We start from the raw sequence: 18,269 nt of genomic DNA, 5'->3' as shown, positions 1-18,269 counted from the left end.
GACGGCACAGCAGCGCTATGCAGCTATCGCCAGTGGAGTTTGAAAAGCGCTATTTCCAGAGCTTGGAGAGTGTCTAGGAAAGCTGGGGCGATTCAATACGCCACAGGCACTATCATCATTGGTGACCAGACTCATCTACCTCGATAGGAAAAGTGAAGTTCGGATCGTCCTCACTCAAGTCCTCGAAAGCGGACGCCAGTAGGAGACTAGGATCCTCTGGCAGGTCAATTTCGGTCAGGGGTACAAGCTCCTCGTCACCTAGGTTTAGCGGCAGTTGCTGGGCAAGATCTTTGAACATGAATTTGATCGCGACGACTCTTCTCGCCTCACGCTTTAGCTCGTAGGTGACATCCAATCTACTCTTGGTACGCAGCTCTTCCACAGCAGGATCAATCACGCGCTGGCGGAGATTGTTGAAGCGCTGGTAGGCATCAGAAAGCCCTAAAGCGGTCCTGAGTGTCTCGATCTCGATGTATGCCCATCCGGTTTTCTTGAACTGCATGAGCATCTCAAAGAGCCGAAACGAGTGAGTAGAGTCGAGACGTGCGACTCGGCGCAGGTCATAGCTGGTGAGCTTGGTGTGAAGCCGGGATAGGTACGGCATAACGTGGATCGTGAAGGACAGCTCCACCCTCCCCTCGCCAGCGATGTAGCGCGCAGCATCGACCCAGCGCTTGCGTTCCACTGCAGACCCATCGAAGGTCTTCACCTCGCGCTCAAACAGAACGTCGGCCGTCTCCTTCATCTGCTCGTAGGCATGACGAAGCTGCACACCGTATATCTCTGAATAGAGCAGCGCGGACACAGAAATTTTCTTCGGCATCCCTTTCCGAGGATCGATTTGGCTTATCGCAGCCAAAATCAGCCTCTGCTCGTTGAGGGTAAGCCGATACGACGCTGTGATGAGCGTATTTGACTTCGTTACCCGAATCGGCCGAGGGTCAGCCTGATCAGGAACGGAGGTGGATACCTTTGACATGGAGGGACCTGGTAGAAAGCCTTTAAACCCTGCTAGCGCCCGTCCCTGTAGTCGATACCGGGTCAAGCGAAAAAAGAGTCAAAAGCCCGCACGGCGCGCTTTCCGCGCGACAATCAACTGCCTTGGCGATCAGGCAGAGTCAAGTTGTAGTCGTCTCGAAGAGACGCATTGGCAAGTAGTAAAACATCGTCCGAGCGGACACGCGAGTACCGTAATTTGTAGTCGGATCGATCTGAGCGAGCGTAGCGTGCTACCGAGAGGCCTGCTGAGAGGCGTTTGTACCGTAATTTGTAGTCGCAACACCCACCTGAGAAATCCCATTGGTGCGGCATGGCGGGTCTGACCGCTCCACTACCGTAATCTGTAGTCGCATTGCATGGTCGACACGTGTTCAAGGCTCGCACTGATGGGTCTGAGCGGCCGGGTACCGTAATCTGTAGTCGTATCATCTGGGCGGTGACCGTGCTCGAACCGCGGAGTAGGCGCCTAGCTGCGCCTATGCCGCAATCTGTAGTCATTAGGATGGGTCAGCCCTTAAACAGCCGTAATCCGTAGTCGATCAGCCGAGCAAAACGATTTTTTGCTCTCTAAGCGTCTGTTTGGTGCCGTAATTTGTAGTCGTGAGGTGGAGGGCTACTCGATCCAGCGGTATGGGATACCGGAATCTGTAGTCGTTTCAGCAGGTTAGAGGACGGCTAAGCCGTAATCTGTAGTCGTTGACCGAGAAGTATTGCCGCGATGACTACCGGAATTTGTAGTCGCTAGACATGATGGACGCATTGTCTCGCCATTGGTACGAAGCATTTGATGAGGATGGCAGGTGCAACCTACAAGCGCGCCTCGGACAGGCATGATTTCAGATTTTATCGTTTAAAATCAGAAACTTATAAGGTTTTTCTTGCGGTTTTCACATTGAACGCCTCGAGGAGGAGCGAACTTAACCCGCGTTTTATCGCCTTCGTGCTAGCGCTGTGCATCTGGACAGCCGCAATTTGTAGCAGGTGGTACTGCTCACCAGTGGATAACAGCCGGCATCCGTAGTCGTGACTGCCGGAATCTGTAGTCGACCGACCCGGAATTCGTAGTCGCGTCAGCCGTAATGCCTAGTCGCATTACCGGATTCTGTAGTCGATACCCCCCTTGGAACCCTTTGCCGGCGCGGCTTCCAGCGTCTTAAAAACAAGAGAAAAACAAGAAATAAAGATCTAAAAAGCTCTTAAAGGGCTAGCCGCTGTGGATAAGCTCGCCTTGGCATAGACAGTGATATGCAATCGACTACAGATCACGGCTGAGGGACCGTAGCCTGTGTGGTGACCGTCGTGTACGTCGTCTGCGCACCTACCCATTCCACCGGATGGCAGCCAAACGAGATATTCGTCGACAGCAGGTCCAGGGGATCCAACCGGCTTTGCAAACCATCGAGACCTTGTTAAGACCCTAGATCAACTACCTAAACGCTGTAATCCGGATGGGAATACACCTAAAAGAGCGCCGTACTAGCGCTATGCGCCCGGTTCTAAAGTCGACGTTGCCCCACACACAAAACAGCAAGCTTCCCAGATGGCACGTGATCACCTTCTGCTCAAGGGCACCGATCACCAAATTCATTGATGTCACAGGCATACAGCCCTGCTCAGCATCATCTCGTCCTTAATCTTGTCTACAACATGTGGTCGATGCGGAACGCGTTGCCTTCCGGGTCCAGCAGCACCGCCTGGTACCAGTAGTAGTAGGTTTCGTAGGGCGCCTTCACCAGGCGCGCACCGGCGGCCTCGGCCACTGGCACCAGAAGATCCACCTCGGCGCGGCTGTCCACCTCCAGGTTGAGCAGGAAGCGGCAGCCTTCACTGCCGGCGAATTCGCCCAGCCCCAGCAGTTCATAGGCTTCCGGCGCATTGAAGCCGATGGCGGTCTTGCCGGTGTCCAGGCCGCGAAAGATCGGCGAGCGGATCGCCTCGATCTCCGGGAAGCCGAACACCCGCTGGTAGAAGCCGCTCAGGGCCACCACGTCCTGGGCGAAGACGTTGACGTAGGAAAGACTCGGCATCAGGCCACCCGCACGCCGGTCTGAGTACCGCCAAAGGTGGTCTGCTTGACGAACTTGGATCTCAGGTGGTCGCCCGAGGTGATGGGCGCATGACGCGGCGGCGTGCCGGGCGTGGCGCAACCGGGCAGGCATTCGATGAGGGTGTCGTAGTTGGGCTGATGGAAGAACACCAGGGACTGGCGGCGGGTGTCGCAACCGCATCCGCCGGTGGATTCACCACCCGGTGCAGGGTTGAGACCCAGCGGTCGTTGGTCCACTGCATCATCAGGTCGCCGATGTTGACCACGAAGCTGCACGACACCTTGGGCACGTCCACTTACTCGCCGTCGGCATTGTGCTAAGTACCGAATATTGATCCTAGGGCACTGAGGTACCTCACTGATCGAGGTCTCGGTAGCTTTGCACGTATCCAAGAAAAGCTGGCACGACCAGGTTGGCTAGCTGAGGTGCGCGACGTTATAGGTTTAGCAAGTAACGACCAGATCTGTTCGATCAGTACCTGATGGATGCGTCACGCAGCTAATTAGCCACAATGCACAGTAGCCCCGCCCTCGCCTATCACGAATACCAGCTTTCCATCAGGGTTTTAGCGGTTTTGATGATCTCGTGCCGCAGTAGCGCGCGGAACGCTAGCAGCGAATCGCAATACACCTATCAGAACCAGTCCTGGGGGGCTATGAGGATGGGATCCTAAATGTGGCTGCTGGCTAGCGCTAGACACACCGGTTGGTGAATCACGTCTTACGAAGCTATCAGACTACCACGGCCAACAAGCTTGAGACGCTCACCGCTGTGACTGAAGGTGTCGGCGCTGAGGATATGCATCAGCTTGAGCTGACCTATTTCATGATGTCTGGCAGAAGCGATGAGATATCGCATGCCAGACATCGCCTTCAGGCAACATGCGGTCTATCGCCCGTATTTCTCGCACCAAAGATCGAAAGCTTCGATGAAGATGTCCTGGCCGGTCAGCCCTAGGTCGATACGCGCCAACTGAAGTTTCCTGTATCGGTCAGCATCGCACTTCACGCTGAGCGTTCTGTTTTGCCCAGCTTTCGCTGCTGGAGCAGCGTCCTCTGTCGTATGCTGTATAGCCACCGGGTTGCTCTGAGTAACGCTGGGTACTGACGGAGCTGCAGATGTAACAGGCTCCGCCGCTTTGGAGGTGTTGAGCATTGAGCCGAGATCTCGAGGAGTGCGAGCCATTGGGTCTTACCTTCTTTGCAAATACTTAAACATGTGCGCACGTGCTTAAGTGCGTGAGCAAGCACTTAAGCACGTGCTTGCTGGGATTCTAACTCTTCCAAAATGTAGTCGCACAGCTTTCTGATGTCCCGCGCTGCCGAGCAGCTTGGTCGAAGCTCCTGCGGTACCCTACCGTCAATACCGGCTTCGACCATGATGGTTCGGCGCGGCATCGGTGGGCAAAGCTTGCCGTGCTGAGACAGGGCCACCATCACGTCTTTAGTAATGTTCGTGTTGAGCGTCACTTCGTTCAGAAGGAACACAAAGGGCTTGTTCTCATCCTTCACCAACGTCAGCGTCTGCCTTACTGCACGCAAATCGTGTGGGCCTGCTTTGACGGGAATGATCACGAGGTCAGCGAATTTTACAGTCGCAGTGATAACGTCGTTAGACTCAGGAGGTGTGTCAATGAGGACGTAGTTATACCCCTCCCCTTCCAGCACGCTGAGTGCCGCCCCTAAGCTCTCGTATGGGACGTTTGACATTTGCGGCTCTTCAATTTCACGCTCTTGCCACCATTCGGTAAGGCTGCCTTGCGGATCCGTATCTATCAGCATTACCCGATTTCCACGGCGGGCCAGCTCCACTCCCAGGACTTCCGTCGTAGTGGTCTTACCAACACCGCCTTTCCTCGACGCAATCACCACTGTTTTCACCAGAGATCTCCTTAAGTACGCGCCCGCCCGCTTAGGCGCGTGTTTGCTCATTTGCTTACGTACGTGCTTACGCAAGCGTTCATGCAAGTAGATTACCTGAGTATACGTTTGCATGCTCGCACGCTCAAGCATATCCGTGCGTAGGTAAGCGCTTGCGCGCTCATGCGCTTAAACGCTTAAACGCTTAAATGCTTAAATACCCATGTGCTCTCTGGCGATTTCTATGTAGGCGCTTGGGCGCTTGGAGCAAATCAGCTATGACGCCCCCCGTATCGATGCCCTCTGATTGCGTAACCAAGCATTTGCTTATTTAAGCATCTGTGCCAGAAGCGGTATTTTAGGGCGGAAGTCGGAAGTAGCTGACTGGTGAGGCTTGGTAGATGTAAGCCATAACGAGCATCGTTAGGGCGCCTCTTGGTAACGGTGCCTGCACCGGGATTGCTGCGGGGGGGCACGTTCGTCGTTCTCATAGAGGCGGGTGGTCAATACGCTTGCAAGAATGGCGACCACTGCACAAGCTTGGGTGCTTGGGTGCTTGGGTGCTTGGGTGCTTGGGTGCTTGGGTGCTTGGGTGCTTGGGTGCTTGGGTAATCACTCGGGGATAGCGTGTGCCCTTGGCAGCGGCATCAACACTCCATTATCGAAATGAGCTAGATGCTCACTTAAATGCTTAAGTGCGTGCTTAGGCAGGTACGCACTTAAGCGCTACGCATCTGAGATCGCACGTGAATCCCGGATTTGCTGGAAGCCACGGCTCCTGTTAGAAAATGATCTGCACACGTCAGGGCGTGTACCTCGGCTGTTGAAATTTTGAAAGCGAGGCCATCCCTATGCTGGTAAGCGCATGCATACGTAAGTGCGTAAGTGCGTAAGTGCGTACACGACCGCGGATACGGTATTGGTGAGGCCATTCGGGAGCTCCAGCGTTCTACCTTTAAACGTGAGCCATAAAAGGCTGCCGGCAGGTGTGAGCTATCTCGCTGCTAAGGCTACTACTAGAAAACGCCCAATCCGCGCAGCGCGGCTTGCTTCGCATCGGCCAGCTTGCCGGCCTTCAGCAGGGTTTTCTGTCGGGATACCCACGAGCCCAGTCGCAGCCTGTCGGCGGTCACGTGTTTCACCGGTACTGAGCCGCCGGCATTAGCGGCCAGGTAGTCTTGGAGCGCTGCATAGTGCTGCTGCCATGCAGCTTCCGCAGGATCGAAGGAAAATCCAGCGGCCAGCAGCCTGCCGTGATCCGGATCGTCCGGTTTGTCCTTCAGCCGCGTGCGCTGGTTGGAGCACCACCTGCCGAGCTTGTAACCGTCGATGGTCATGTAGGCGATCGGTACATTGCAGTGGCCATGTGCGGCCTTGAACTGCTCCAGGTGCCGTAGGCCTTGGTCGAAGGCCGCACCGAACATCTCCCACACAAAACCCAGCTGGTTCAGAAGCTCAATTCGCTGCTGCTCCATTTGGCCGTCGCGGTAGCGCGCGCGCTGATTCCCTACCCAGGTACCGAGCGCTGTCCCATCAGGCAGCACGAAGTCTAGCGGCACATTCACATGGCCTTGCCGTGCGCCAAATTCCTCCAGCGCGGTATAGGCGGCTTCCCAGCGGGCATCCAGCACGCCAGCGTCGAAGTCGAAGCCTAGGGCGGCCAGCCGATCACGCCTGGACAGGTCGATCTGACGGCTGCGTTGGTTCCGGCACCAGTCGGCCAGATCCGTACCGTCTACCAGCACCTGGCGCTGAGCAACGCGCAGGTGGCCATGCTCCTCCTTGAACGCCACCAGCGCCTGATACCGTTTCTCCCAGGCGTCGTCGAAGGGGCTCAGGATGAAGCCCAGGGCCTCAAGCAGCTGCTTCTTCCGCGGCGCCAGCCGGCCGAGGCGATAGGCCTTGCGCTGCTCGCTGCACCAGTGGCCCAGGGCGAGCCCGTCTGCGGTGACGACGTCGACGGCGGGGGAGGGCGATCCAGTGTCAGCCAGATAGCTGCGCAAGGCTTCGTACCCTCGCTCCCAGGCATGCTCTCGCGGATCGAACTCGAAACCGATGGCCTCCAGCTGCTCGGCACGGTTAGGCGCAAGCCGGCCTAGCCGGTGGAGCGCGCGCTGGCGTGAGCACCAGGCGCCCAGGGTGTGCCCACCCGGTGTGCGATAGCTGCGCGCGACCCGGGCGTGGCCGCGGTCAGTCACGAACGCGCGCAGGAGCCCGTAAAAGTGCGGCCAGCTGCCGGCGATCCGCCCAACGAGCTCCGTTGAAAGCACAGCCTTGAGGCTGGCGGCCCAGGCGCCGGCGTCGGGACGGCCAGCAGGCGCGATGACGTGCAGCTTGTTGAACCAGTCGGGGGAGGCGGGCTGTCCGGTTTCGCCCTGGTCCACCGCGGCGCGCTGCACCTCGTTGAGCATGGCGTCGTCCTGCTCGGCAAGCGCCGCCAGGGTCCGCCAGACCGTGGACATGTCGCTGCGCGCCACGGCCTGGATGAGGGACTCGCCGGAGCTCCGCTTCAGGCGCAGGGGTATCAGGACATAGCCGTAGCGCTTGCCCGGCGCCTTGCGCACGGCGCGGCCGAGTGCCTGGACGATGTCGACGTGGCTTTCCCGCCGGTGCATGAAGGCGACCAGATCGGTATCCGGCACGTCTACCCCCTCAGCCAGGCAGCGTGCGCACGACAGCGCTGCGCGCGGGGCCCGGCCGTACTGGTGCAGCAACCGCGTGCGCTGCCACGAGGGGAACGAGCCATCGATGTGGCGCGCCCAGAACTCGCCCTCGCCGACGGCTTCCCGCAGCGCCGTCGCGAAGCGCTTCGACTGCGAGATCCGCGAGTAGAAGGCGAAGGCTTTGCGGGCGCCGACGTCGGTCATCGCCCGCAGCAACTCCTGGGCATGCACCGCGTAGCGGCGCTCCTCATCGTCCAGCGCTTCGGCGAGCTGCTCGTCGTCCGCTTCCTCCACGGAAATGATGACGCGAAAATCGCAGATGATTCCCGCGGCGACAGCGGCGGAGTAGCTGAGCTCGTAGGCGACGGGACCGAAGACGGCCTCGTCCGTCATGGAGTAGGTGGGCCCGGTACAGGCGGGGCCTTCCTCCTCAGCGATGGCCAACGGCGTCGCAGTGAGGAAAAGGCGCCTGTCGATGCGCAGGGTAGGGTGATCGTTCAGCGCGAAGCTGTTGCGCCGGCCGGCGGCGCCGGCTGTCTTGTGCGCCTCGTCGAGGATCCCCAGGTCAAAGGCAAAGCCGGGCAGCAGGCCCAGGGCGAGGGTACAGGAGTCGAACTGATGGATCACACCACACGGATTGCATTCCTCACCGAACTACGAGACCTCCTCCAGCGATACGACGCGGAGATCTCCGTCGACTATGACGACTCTAGCGATTTCCATGGAGTCACCGGTGAAGCCATGAGTGTCAGCATGGGCAAGGTTGATCGTTTTCACGGTCGCCCGACTTTCACGCTGGGGGAGGGATGGGGGATAGAACCCGAGGGCTTGTCCCGACTGCTAAAATCCTACGAGTGAGCGTAATCCAGGAGATGCAAAGAGCTACCACAAGGCCCTGCCCGGCGGCGGCCTGAACAAGGCCGAGAAAGCCGAGCGCGCGCGGGTAGCGGGTATCTGTGAAATAGAGAGCGCGCACGTCTTTAACCGATTTGCCCACCTGGTACGCGCCGAATGCGGCTGACCAGATTTCAGAACCCTCCCCACCACCACCCCGGCGCTGCCGGCGAGGATCTAGCCATGGGCACCACTACCGCCGCAATCGTGGATATTCCACAGCTCGAAAAAACCATCCTGCAGATGGCCCAAGACTGTCTGATCGTCGCCGAGCGATACCGCGATAAGCGCCTGCAGGGCACCGCTACGGACGAGGATGCGGAGACGTTCGTGGACAATTCCGTGGCCCTGGAGACGTTGGTGAAATTGGCCTACGACAACAATTCCGGAATGACCACCGAGACCCGCATGTTGCTGCTCGGCATCGAGAGTCAGGAGGTCCAGCTGATGCTCCCCCTGCGCGAAGGCTGAACCCTCTCCACCACCCACCCAACCCCGGCGCAGCCGGCAGGAGTCCCCATGAAACCGTTGACCGCTGCCGACCTGGCCGCGCTGAAAAACCTGCCCCAAGAGGGCTGGTTCGACGTCCGGCACGCGTCGATCAATAGGCCCTCCTACCGCTGCGAGCGCCTGGAGGCGGCAGGGCAGCTGGAGCGCCGGACTGTGAGGGACGCCGAGCTGGCCGCGCTCGGCACCGATGCGCTGGGGTGCTTCAAGACCCAGTACCGCCGCAAGGCGTGTCAAGGCTAAATAGAAATGTCGCTCTGGTGACTAAGTAGAAATGTCTGTCTCACCGGCGCAGTAATCTTGTTGTGGACCGCTGACGAAAGTGCCCAGGCGCAAACGTCCACTGTGCAGGTCACGGTAGCAACGTTCAACGCGCTGGGTGGTGGTAGGTGGTGTTCGATTCGGGCTGCTCAACTTGCTACAAGGGGAAGATGAGTGCCTGAAAGCAATTAAAACATTCGCCTCGCCTACCTCCGCGTTCGAAGTTGAGCTGGGCCGCGGTTTTTTCTAAAGCTTTAGATTCTGGCTCGAGTTTTCCTTTTCCTACTGTCGCGCGCGCGGGGCGACTGGGTAGGGAGGTGGAGCGCGGGCAAAAGGGGGGCAAGTGGTGCCGGTGAAGCTGTTTTTCCAGGGCAGTATATTTTTAGGTATGCAGAAAGCGCCACATGGCGCTTTCTGTTCGAGCCTCAGATGCGCGGCATCGATCGTCTACGGCCAAACAGATGCGTAGTCTCAGTTGGTCGCTTTGACGTTGGATGCTTTATCTGGCTGACGCCCTTCCTGTGCCAGCGTTTCATGCATCTCTCGATGCTCCTGGAGCGCCGCCTGGCTATCGCGGAAATCTTGGTTGTGCGAGATCGAGCGCTCGCTGCCGTCTGCGGCATAGCTGAGGTTCGCAACGGCGAGGGTGGCGGCAAACAGGGCAATTTTAAGGAACGTCATGGTGTTTCTCCTTCTAGAGTGCAGCGTGGGTATGAGAGCCACTCTAGAGGGGCGCGGCTAACGCCAGGATGAGCCGCGCATTACAATCCTGTCATCCTGCCGGGGGCTGTTCGCGACGGCGCAGGACGCTGTGGTAGAGCGCAGGCAAGACCAGCAGTGTCAGGGCAGTGGAGGACAGGATGCCGCCGATCACCACGGTCGCTAGCGGGCGTTGTACCTCCGCCCCGGTGCCGGTGGCCAAGGCCATGGGAATGAAGCCCAACGAGGCCACCAGCGCAGTCATCAGCACCGGCCGCAGGCGGACCAGCGCGCCCTCGCGCACGGCGATATCCAGCGGCTTGCCCTCCTCCAGCAGGCCACGGATGAAGGAGACCATCACCAAGCCATTGAGCACTGCGACGCCCGACAGTGCGATGAAGCCCACACCGGCCGAGATCGACAAGGGAATGTCCCGCAACCACAACGCCAATACCCCGCCCGTCAAGGCGAAGGGAATGCCGGTAAAGACCACGAGGCCGTCGCGCAGATTGCCGAACATCATGAACAGCAGCACGAACACCAGCAGCAAGGCCACCGGCACCACGAGTTGCAGGCGGGCGGCGGCGGCCTGCAACTGCTCGAATTGGCCGCCCCAACTGGTCCAGTAGCCTGCGGGAATTCGCACCTGGTCCGTGATGGCGGCAGTGGCATCCGCCACGAAGCTACCCAGGTCCCGATCGCGCACATTGGCACTGACGATCACCAGGCGCTTGCCGTCTTCTCGGCTGATCTGATTCGGCCCCAGCACCGTTTCCAGGCGCGCCACATCGGCCAGGGGAATGAACTCGACGCGGCCTTCCACCGCTGGCAATGGAATGGGCAACCGCGCCAGCACCGCCGGATCGCTGCGCAGGGTTTCCGGGAGGCGGATCATCAGATCGAAGCGGCGATCGCCCTCGAAGAGCGTGCCGGCCTTGCGTCCGCCGAGCGCCGTGGCAATCACATCCTGGATGTCGCCGACATTGAGGCCGTAGCGTGCGGCTCGCTCACGATCGATCTGCACACTCAGCAGCGGCAGCCCACTGGTCTGCTCCACCTTCACCTCGGCAGCGCCGGTGACCTTCTGCAACACCCTGGCGATGTCCGCAGCGGTCTTGTTCAGCACCGCCATGTCATCGCCGAAGACCTTGACCGCCACATCGCTGCGCACCCCGGAAATCAACTCGTTGAACCTCAGCTGGATCGGTTGCGACAGCTCGTAATTGCTACCGGGTACACGCGCAGCCGCTGCTTCCAGCTCAGCCATCAGCTGCTCGCGAGACTTGCCTGGATCAGGCCACTGCGCCTGCGGCTTGAGCATCACATAGCTGTCGGAGATGTTCGGCGGCATCGGATCCGCGGCGATCTCGGCGGTGCCGGTCCTCGCGAATACCCGCTCCACCTCGGGTACCTGATCCAGGATGGAGCGCTCCAGGCGTTGCTGCATATCCACCGATTGCCCCAGGCCGGTACCGGGCACCCTTAGCGCCTGCAGCGCGAAATCACCCTCGCTCAAGCTGGGTACGAATTCACTGCCCAGGCGCAGCGCCAGCAGCACCGTCAGCACCACGCTCAGGCCAGCGCCGGCGAACACCAGTGGCCGCCGGCGCATGGCTGCATCCAGCGCGACGGCATAGCCGCGCCGCGCCGCGCTCATCAGTCGATTGTCCTTTTCCTGCACGCGACCCGTGACGAACAGCGCCACGGCCGCAGGGACGAAGGTGATGGACAGCAGCATGGCGCCCACCAAGGCGATCACCACGGTAAAGGCCATGGGATGGAACATCTTGCCTTCCACACCCGTCAGGGCGAACACCGGCAGATAGACCACCATGATGATCAGCTGCCCGAAGATGAGGGGTCTCCGCGCCTCGCGGGCGGCGGCGAACACTTCCTGGAAGCGCTCCCGGCGATCGAGCGCCCGACCGTGCCGTTCCTGGGCATGAGCCAGCCGGCGAATGGCATTCTCCACGATCACCACGGCGCCATCGACGATGATGCCGAAGTCGAGCGCACCCAGACTCATCAAGTTGGCGCTGACCCGATTCGCGGCCATGCCGCTGAAGGTGAAGAGCATCGACAGCGGGATCACCAGCGCGGTGATCAGCGCCGCGCGCAGATTGCCGAGGAAGACGAAGAGCACGGCGATGACCAGCAGCGCACCCTCCACAAGATTCTTGCGTACCGTAGCGATCGCCTTGTCCACTAGCGTGGTGCGGTCGTACACGGCGACCGCCTGCACGCCTTCCGGCAGGTTGCGGTTGATCTGCGCCAGGCGCTCGGCCACTGCCAGGGCCACCTCGCGGCTGTTCTCACCCACCCGCATGAAGACGGTGCCAAGCACCGCCTCTTCGCCATTTTCGGTAGCTGCTCCGGAGCGTGACTCCTGCCCGACCCCGACCGTGGCCACATCCCGGATCCGTACCGGAGTACCGTCCACGGTAGCGAGCACGATGGTGGCGATATCCTCGACGGAGGCGAGCTGCCCCGGTACCCGAATCACCAGCTGCTCCCCGGCGCGCTCGATGAAACCGGCGCCGACATTGGCGTTGTTCCGCTCGAGCGCCATCGCCAATTGCTCTAGGGTGATGCGATAGCCTGCCAGCCGTTTGGGATCGGGCGCGATCTGATACTCCTTGGCATAGCCGCCAATGGTGTTGACTTCCGCCACCCCGGGCACGGTGCGCAACTGGGGTTTGACGATCCAGTCCTGGATCTCCCGCAGATCGGTGAGCGTATAGGCTTCGCCGTCAGCGCGGCGCGCCTGGGGCGCGGCCTTCACCGTCCAGAGGAAGATTTCCCCAAGCCCCGTGGACAGCGGACCCAGGTTGACCTCCACACCCTCTGGCAGGGCTTCGCGCGCACCCTGGAGGCGCTCGCTCACCTGCTGGCGAGCGAAGTACAGATCCGTCCCATCGGCGAAAATGACGCTGATCTGGGCAAAGCCCGAACGCGACAACGAACGGGTCCGGTCCAGTCCCGGCAGGCCGGCCATGGCTGTTTCCAGCGGATAGGTGACCCGCTGCTCGACCTCCAGCGGCGAGGCGCCCGGTACTTCTGCATTGATCTGCACCTGGACGTTGGTGATGTCCGGCACCGCATCGATGGGCAGGTGGCGATAGCTGTAGATCCCGAGTGCAGCGATGCCGAGCGTGGCAAGCAGCACCAACCAGCGCTGCTCAATGGCGAAGCGAAGAATACGTTCGAACATGATGCGCCCTTAGTGGGAGTGCTCGGCCGAGCCCTTGCCCAGTTCCGACTTGAGAATGAAGCTGCCGCGGTCGGCCACTACCTGGCCGGCGCTCAAGCCCTGACGAATCTCTGTGCGCTCACCGTCCCGGACCCCGGTGACCACGGGTGTCGCCTGAAAGCCGTCTGCCGTCCGGACGAACACCACGGTGCGATCCTCCACGACATGCACGGCGCCATTGGGCACGCCAAGTACCTTGGCCTGTCGCTCGTCATCGAGCCGCACCGTAACGAACAGACCCGGGCGCCAGGCGCCCGCCGGATTGGCTAGGGTGACGCGCGCGGTCGCCGCCCGGGTCTGTTCGCCCAGCAGATTGCCAACATGCGCCACGGTGCCCTCGGTGCGGCTATCCAGCTCACCCGCGAGTACCTCCACCTTTCGGCCAACGGTGACTCGATCGAGGTCACGCGCAGGAACGGCGAACGTGGCCCAGACGCGGGACAGGTCGGTGAGCGTGAAGAGGTTGCTGGCTTCGTCCACCCGCTCACCCAGGACCAGGTGCTTCTCCACCACCACGCCGTCGAAGGGCGCGCGCAGCTGGTAGCGACTGCCGCCCTGAGCGGAGGCTGCTCCACCCAAGGCCTGTGCTTTTTGACGGGCGTTGCGTACAGCAATCTCGGCTTCCTGCAGTGTCTGCCGCGCCTGCAGTAGATCCTGCTCGGCGCTGATCCGCTCCTGCCAGAGGTTCTGCTCGCGGGCATACAGGGTGCGCGCCAGTTGCAGCCGCTGCTGCGCGGTCGCCAGCTCGCTGCGCACCTCGGAAAGCTGCTCGCTGGCAATGACTGCTAGCACCTGTCCCTTGCGCACCCGGTCTCCAAGATTCGCCTTCACCTCCTCGACGACGCCGGGCGTACGGGACACCACGTGAGCGGTACGATCTTCATCGAAGCGAATCTCGCCCGGAAGACTCAAAGAGGCGCCAACGCTCACCGGCGTGACCACCTGGGTTTCGATGCCGGCTGCTCGAATCTGCTCTGCGCTCAGCTCGACTTCGCCTTCGGCATGCGTCTCTTCGCCGTCGCCATGGGCGCCCTCGTTCGCGTCATGGCCGTCTTTGCCTTCGTCCAGATCAGGGCGAGGCTGGGTCGCCTCAGCCTTGGCATCTGCCGATTTCGTTAGGGGGGCAGCGGGTTCGGGGTGGTCGTGACCGGTACCCGCCTGAATGGTACTGAATGGCAGCCCACCGCCAATTACTGCAATCAGCAGCGGCCGCAGCAGTCTCGGCCTGAATGAAGTCATGGTCATGCAAGAACTCCGCACCCGATTTATTACCGGGATCTGTAGCGTCATGGGGAGGTGAAGAGCGGGCCGTGGAGGCGTTCGAGGCGGGCCCAGGCATTGATCTGCGCACGTTGAGAGAGCAGGTACTGCCCCCTAGCGGCAATGAGGGCGCGCTGGGCTTCCAGCACATCCAGCTGGGCAAAACGTCCCAGCGAGAAGCCGCGAGTTAGGTCATCGACCGTACGCTGGCCCGCCGGCAAAACCCGGTTGCGCAAGTCGTCGACGTCAGCTGATGCACTACGCCAGTCGCGCAGTGCCTGCAGGGTTTCGGCCTGGATCTGCAGCTCGGTCGCTCGCTGTAGATCCCGGGCCTGGTCAGCGCGACTGGACGCGGCGAGCAGGTTGCCCTGGTTGCGATCGAAGAGCGGTAGCGGGAGCGAGAAGCCCACCAGATTGACCCGCTCCCCCTCGAGCTCGTCGTATTGGCTGCCCAGGCTCACCCGCACGTCCGGATAGCGCTGGCTGCGCTGCAGATCGACGTCGGCATCCCCGGCGGCTACCTGCCGCCGCGCCTTGAGCATCGCCGGTGTCTGGCGGATCGCCTGCAGCAGTAGGGCTTCGCCGGGAGGTGCGGGCAGACGATCCAGGTCACCGACCGGCTCACCGAGCTCTGTCACGGAGACACCCAATTGGCGGGCAAGACTCACCCGCGCGTTGTCACGCTGCTGCAGTGCGCGTCTCAGCTCCAGCCGCTGGGTGACCTGTTCTACCTCCGCGCGGGTACCCGATACCGGTGAAATCTTGCCCGCTCGAATTTGCGCCCCTGAGCTGTCCAGGCTGCGCTGTGCCAGTGCCTGCGATTGCTCGGCGAGCCGCACCCCTTCAGCGGCCAGTAACAACTCGTAAAAACTCTGGATGACGTCCGCCCGGAGGGCATAGCGTCGCGCCTCGAGGTCCGCATTGACCACGCCAGCGTTGGCCTCGGCCACCGCCACCCGGGCGGCGCGCTTGCCACCCAGTTCAAAGGGCTGGGTGAGCGTGAGACTGCGCGTCTGACTGGCAGAGCGCGTGTCCTCGACCTCGAAGGCGAGTTCCGGGTTGGGCAGGAGGCCTGCCTGCTGCCGTGCACCTGCGGCCGCGGCGGTCTCCTGGCGGGCCGCCAGGTAGTCGGGATTGTCGCGCAGGGCCTGGGCCAGCGCCTGCTCCAGGGTCAGCGATGAGGCCTGGACCGGTCCGCCGGCGAGCAGCAGACCTAGCCCCAGCGCCAGACCCATCAGGCGCCATGGGGCGGGATATCGACATGGAAGGGATAACGGCACTGCAGCGACTCCTGTGCAGAAGGCGCGACGTTCGAAGAGATCGTCGCGTGATAGCGGAGCCGACTCTAGGGAGCGCCACCTATCGCTCCGGTGACGCCAACATTACAAAGCTGTAAGGAAGTTGCCGCCGTCCAGGTATACCGGCACGCTTGATCGCTTGACTCTCTAGCGGCTACAGGCTTCAGCCTCCGCAACATCCTCGACACGACTGATACAGACGATGCGCTTACTGATAGTGGAAGACGAAGCCCGCGCCGCGGATTATCTGCAGCAAGGCCTCACGGAGAATGGCTATGTGGTTGATCGCGCCGCGACCGGGATTGATGGTCTGCATCTGGCTCTGCAGCAGGATTACGACCTGATCCTGCTGGACATTAATCTGCCGACTATGGACGGTCTGGAGGTCCTGGAATTGCTGCGGCGACGCAAGCAGACCCGCGTGATGCTCCTAACGGGCCAGAGCCGAACCAGCGAGCGCGTCCGAGGACTGGACGCCGGCGCTGACGACTATCTGACCAAGCCGTTCGAGTTTCCGGAGTTGCTCGCCCGCATCCGCGCGTTGCTCAGACGCGGCGAAACGCGAGTGGTCAGTGATACCCTGCACCTGGCCGATCTTGAGCTGCATCCCTTTCGCCATCGTGCGTTTCGCGGGGACCAGCGCATCGACTTGACCAGCAAGGAATTCGCGCTGCTTCACCTGCTCATGCAACGCCAGGGCGAAGTGCTCTCCCGCACCGAGATCATCTCGCGCGTTTGGGACATGAATTTCGACTGTGACACCAATGTGGTGGAAGTCGCCGTTCGACGCTTGCGGATGAAGGTCGATGAGCCCTTCGGGGAGGCGCTTATCCATACAGTACGAGGCGTTGGCTACGTGATGGAGCGCCGTTCATGAGACCCATGAGCCTCGCCCTGCGCCTGGGGATGATCGTCACGAGCGTGGGCTTGCTGCTGGCTATCATCTTGGTCGTTATGGTGTACAGCGTTCTAGAGCGGGAGCTTGATAAGCGTGCTGTTGACCAGCTGCAAGCCAAATTAGGGCAGATCCAGCACAGCCTGGAAGAGCGTCCTGCAAATCCTACCAAAGCGCCTTGGCAGCACGTACTAGCTGACGCTCTGCTCGGCCACGATGAGCTGTCGGTCACCGTGCTTTCGGCGGAAGAGGACACACCCCTGTATGGGCTTGGCTCCCATGCCTATGCCGATGAGCTACGGCCGGGCCGTTGGCCAGACGCCCAGACGTTGGCCTGGCATTCTGATGACGGCCACGATCTATTAACTATCCGGACTAGCCTGACCATCCCATCGCTGCCTCCACTACAGCTACTGCTCAGCCAGGACCGCAGCAGTGATAGATTTTTGTTGGATGCTTTCCTACGTGCAGCCTTGATAAGTCTGCCGATTCTGCTACTGCTGATTGGCGCCGCGGCGTGGTGGACGGGTTATCAGGGCCTTGCGCCGTTACGCCACTTCCGCCGTACTGCCCGTGCGATTACTACCCGGCAGCTGACATTGCGAGTGGATGACACCAATCTGCCTGCAGAAGTAGCTGATCTAGCCATCGCGCTGAACACGATGTTGGAGCGCCTCAATACGGGCGTGCAGCAACTAGACCGCTTTGCAGACGACGTTGCCCATGAATTGCGCGCCCCGCTCGGGATCCTCATAGGTCGAACGCAGATGGTACTTAGCCGGAAGCGTGACGAGGCCACGTATCAAAAGGCCTTGGAGGACTCCCTAGACGAACTGGACCGCTTGAGCCGTATTGTCGCGGACATGCTCCTCCTCGCGCGTCTGGACAGCCACGAACCGCTAACCTCACTGAGCCAAGTGGCCGTCGAGCAAGAGACACTTAAGGTCTGTAGCCTGTTTGAGGCTTATGCCGAAGCGCGCGAAATAGAGCTAGTAGTCAAAGGACAGCTTCAAGTCGAGGGCGACAAGTTGATGATCCAGCGTGCGCTATCGAACCTGCTATCAAACGCTATTCGCCACGCTTATCCAAGAACGGCTGTGATAGTAGAGCTTGGCGCGCAAGAGGAAGGTGGTGGATGGGCAGCTGTGATAAACCAAGGATCTCCCATAGATCCGGATGAGTTATCGAATGTCTTCAATCGCTTTTACCGGGCTGGCGATCAACCTACAGGCGGCAGTGGATTAGGGTTGGCGATCGTCCGCGCGATTATGATTTCTCACCGGGGCCTGGTGCAGGCCGAATCTCATAATGGAATGACGCGCTTCACGCTGACATTTCCTCCAGCAATTACGCCCGTAACCAACTTTGATGAACAAGGCGAAGCGGAAGCGCTTTGTTCCCCCACCAATAGATAGGTGTGAGCACGATGCTGGTCGATATGGCAGCGTAGACATGTCAATAACTAACCCGGAGCTGTTATAGACAGGGCTGCATATGCAGGACTTCCCGACCAGCGTCTTTCTGCAGACGAACTACAACGTTGTTGCCGCTGACCGAAAACTGACCCAGTAGAGGCTGTTCTGCCGACTGAAAACTGACCCAGGTGTTCAACTGCTTCTGCTCAATTTTTGAGCAG

At 60.5% G+C, this 18,269-nt stretch carries 13 protein-coding genes and 1 pseudogene; 5 read left to right on the top strand and 9 right to left on the bottom strand.

Annotated features, from left to right (window positions below):
• Positions 1-115: 115 nt before the first annotated feature.
• From EC839_RS23515 to EC839_RS23495, 5 genes and pseudogenes are all read right to left on the bottom strand, one after another.
• On the bottom strand, positions 116-979 hold the full coding sequence (locus EC839_RS23515) for a replication initiation protein (protein WP_017642855.1): 864 nt from the start codon (positions 977-979) through the stop codon (positions 116-118).
• Between the two features lie 1,660 nt (positions 980-2,639).
• Positions 2,640-3,026, bottom strand: coding sequence for a VOC family protein (locus EC839_RS23510; RefSeq protein ID WP_007163057.1), 387 nt, complete (start codon positions 3,024-3,026; stop codon positions 2,640-2,642).
• Positions 3,026-3,342, bottom strand: a pseudogene (locus EC839_RS23505) (2OG-Fe(II) oxygenase family protein); the annotation flags it as partial. The pseudogene EC839_RS23505 and the gene EC839_RS23510, both read right to left, overlap by 1 nt.
• A gap of 955 nt (positions 3,343-4,297) precedes the next feature.
• On the bottom strand, positions 4,298-4,927 hold the full coding sequence (locus EC839_RS23500; protein ID WP_026084058.1) for a ParA family protein: 630 nt from the start codon (positions 4,925-4,927) through the stop codon (positions 4,298-4,300).
• 995 nt (positions 4,928-5,922) lie between these two features.
• On the bottom strand, positions 5,923-8,196 hold the full coding sequence (locus EC839_RS23495; RefSeq protein ID WP_017642853.1) for a helicase associated domain-containing protein: 2,274 nt from the start codon (positions 8,194-8,196) through the stop codon (positions 5,923-5,925).
• Here EC839_RS23495 and EC839_RS23490 point away from each other — a divergent pair.
• The 3 genes from EC839_RS23490 to EC839_RS23480 all read left to right on the top strand — a co-directional run bounded on the left by EC839_RS23490 (position 8,188) and on the right by EC839_RS23480 (position 9,213).
• Positions 8,188-8,427 (top strand): hypothetical protein, encoded by a 240-nt coding sequence (locus EC839_RS23490; RefSeq protein ID WP_017642852.1) that lies wholly within the window; start codon positions 8,188-8,190, stop codon positions 8,425-8,427. The two genes, EC839_RS23495 and EC839_RS23490, sit on opposite strands and share 9 nt — an antisense overlap.
• Before the next feature lie 219 nt (positions 8,428-8,646).
• A complete protein-coding gene (locus EC839_RS23485) occupies positions 8,647-8,934 on the top strand; it encodes a hypothetical protein (protein WP_017642851.1) in 288 nt (95 codons plus the stop codon).
• 48 nt (positions 8,935-8,982) lie between these two features.
• A complete protein-coding gene (locus tag EC839_RS23480) occupies positions 8,983-9,213 on the top strand; it encodes a hypothetical protein (RefSeq protein ID WP_017642850.1) in 231 nt (76 codons plus the stop codon).
• A 489-nt stretch (positions 9,214-9,702) separates the two neighbouring features.
• Here the strand turns inward: EC839_RS23480 and EC839_RS23475 are convergent, their stop codons facing one another.
• The 4 genes from EC839_RS23475 to EC839_RS23460 form a co-directional block, all read right to left on the bottom strand.
• The gene (locus EC839_RS23475; RefSeq protein WP_017642849.1) at positions 9,703-9,912 is read right to left on the bottom strand and encodes a hypothetical protein; all 210 of its coding nucleotides are present in this window, start codon (positions 9,910-9,912) and stop codon (positions 9,703-9,705) included.
• Between the two features lie 91 nt (positions 9,913-10,003).
• The gene (locus EC839_RS23470; RefSeq protein WP_007162515.1) at positions 10,004-13,141 is read right to left on the bottom strand and encodes an efflux RND transporter permease subunit; all 3,138 of its coding nucleotides are present in this window, start codon (positions 13,139-13,141) and stop codon (positions 10,004-10,006) included.
• A gap of 9 nt (positions 13,142-13,150) precedes the next feature.
• The gene (locus tag EC839_RS23465) at positions 13,151-14,419 is read right to left on the bottom strand and encodes an efflux RND transporter periplasmic adaptor subunit (RefSeq protein ID WP_371099833.1); all 1,269 of its coding nucleotides are present in this window, start codon (positions 14,417-14,419) and stop codon (positions 13,151-13,153) included.
• Between the two features lie 47 nt (positions 14,420-14,466).
• Positions 14,467-15,675: a TolC family protein gene (locus EC839_RS23460; RefSeq protein WP_007162512.1), complete on the bottom strand. Its 1,209-nt coding sequence runs from the start codon at positions 15,673-15,675 to the stop codon at positions 14,467-14,469.
• Between the two features lie 265 nt (positions 15,676-15,940).
• Here EC839_RS23460 and EC839_RS23455 point away from each other — a divergent pair, with 265 nt between their 5' ends.
• Both EC839_RS23455 and EC839_RS23450 read left to right on the top strand, forming a co-directional pair.
• A complete protein-coding gene (locus tag EC839_RS23455; RefSeq protein ID WP_007162511.1) occupies positions 15,941-16,615 on the top strand; it encodes a heavy metal response regulator transcription factor in 675 nt (224 codons plus the stop codon).
• A 5-nt stretch (positions 16,616-16,620) separates the two neighbouring features.
• On the top strand, positions 16,621-18,048 hold the full coding sequence (locus EC839_RS23450) for a heavy metal sensor histidine kinase (RefSeq protein ID WP_169887035.1): 1,428 nt from the start codon (positions 16,621-16,623) through the stop codon (positions 18,046-18,048).
• Positions 18,049-18,269: the final 221 nt, after the last annotated feature.

This window comes from Pseudomonas sp. JUb52 (genome assembly GCF_004341115.1).
Lineage (GTDB): Bacteria > Pseudomonadota > Gammaproteobacteria > Pseudomonadales > Pseudomonadaceae > Chryseomonas > Chryseomonas oryzihabitans.
Note: the sequence above shows the minus strand (reverse complement) of the source record. Positions and strands in the feature narration are given on the sequence as shown.

Excerpts from the sequence above, each read along its gene's own strand:
- EC839_RS23515 (WP_017642855.1), bottom strand. The coding sequence starts at position 979 with ATGTCAAAGGTATCCACCTCCGTTCCTGATCAGGCTGACCCTCGGCCG.
- EC839_RS23510 (WP_007163057.1), bottom strand. The coding sequence starts at position 3,026 with ATGCCGAGTCTTTCCTACGTCAACGTCTTCGCCCAGGACGTGGTGGCC.
- EC839_RS23490 (WP_017642852.1), top strand. The coding sequence starts at position 8,188 with ATGGATCACACCACACGGATTGCATTCCTCACCGAACTACGAGACCTC.
- EC839_RS23485 (WP_017642851.1), top strand. The coding sequence starts at position 8,647 with ATGGGCACCACTACCGCCGCAATCGTGGATATTCCACAGCTCGAAAAA.
- EC839_RS23480 (WP_017642850.1), top strand. The coding sequence starts at position 8,983 with ATGAAACCGTTGACCGCTGCCGACCTGGCCGCGCTGAAAAACCTGCCC.
- EC839_RS23475 (WP_017642849.1), bottom strand. The coding sequence starts at position 9,912 with ATGACGTTCCTTAAAATTGCCCTGTTTGCCGCCACCCTCGCCGTTGCG.
- EC839_RS23470 (WP_007162515.1), bottom strand. The coding sequence starts at position 13,141 with ATGTTCGAACGTATTCTTCGCTTCGCCATTGAGCAGCGCTGGTTGGTG.
- EC839_RS23465 (WP_371099833.1), bottom strand. The coding sequence starts at position 14,419 with ATGACTTCATTCAGGCCGAGACTGCTGCGGCCGCTGCTGATTGCAGTA.
- EC839_RS23460 (WP_007162512.1), bottom strand. The coding sequence starts at position 15,675 with ATGGGTCTGGCGCTGGGGCTAGGTCTGCTGCTCGCCGGCGGACCGGTC.
- EC839_RS23455 (WP_007162511.1), top strand. The coding sequence starts at position 15,941 with ATGCGCTTACTGATAGTGGAAGACGAAGCCCGCGCCGCGGATTATCTG.
- EC839_RS23450 (WP_169887035.1), top strand. The coding sequence starts at position 16,621 with ATGAGCCTCGCCCTGCGCCTGGGGATGATCGTCACGAGCGTGGGCTTG.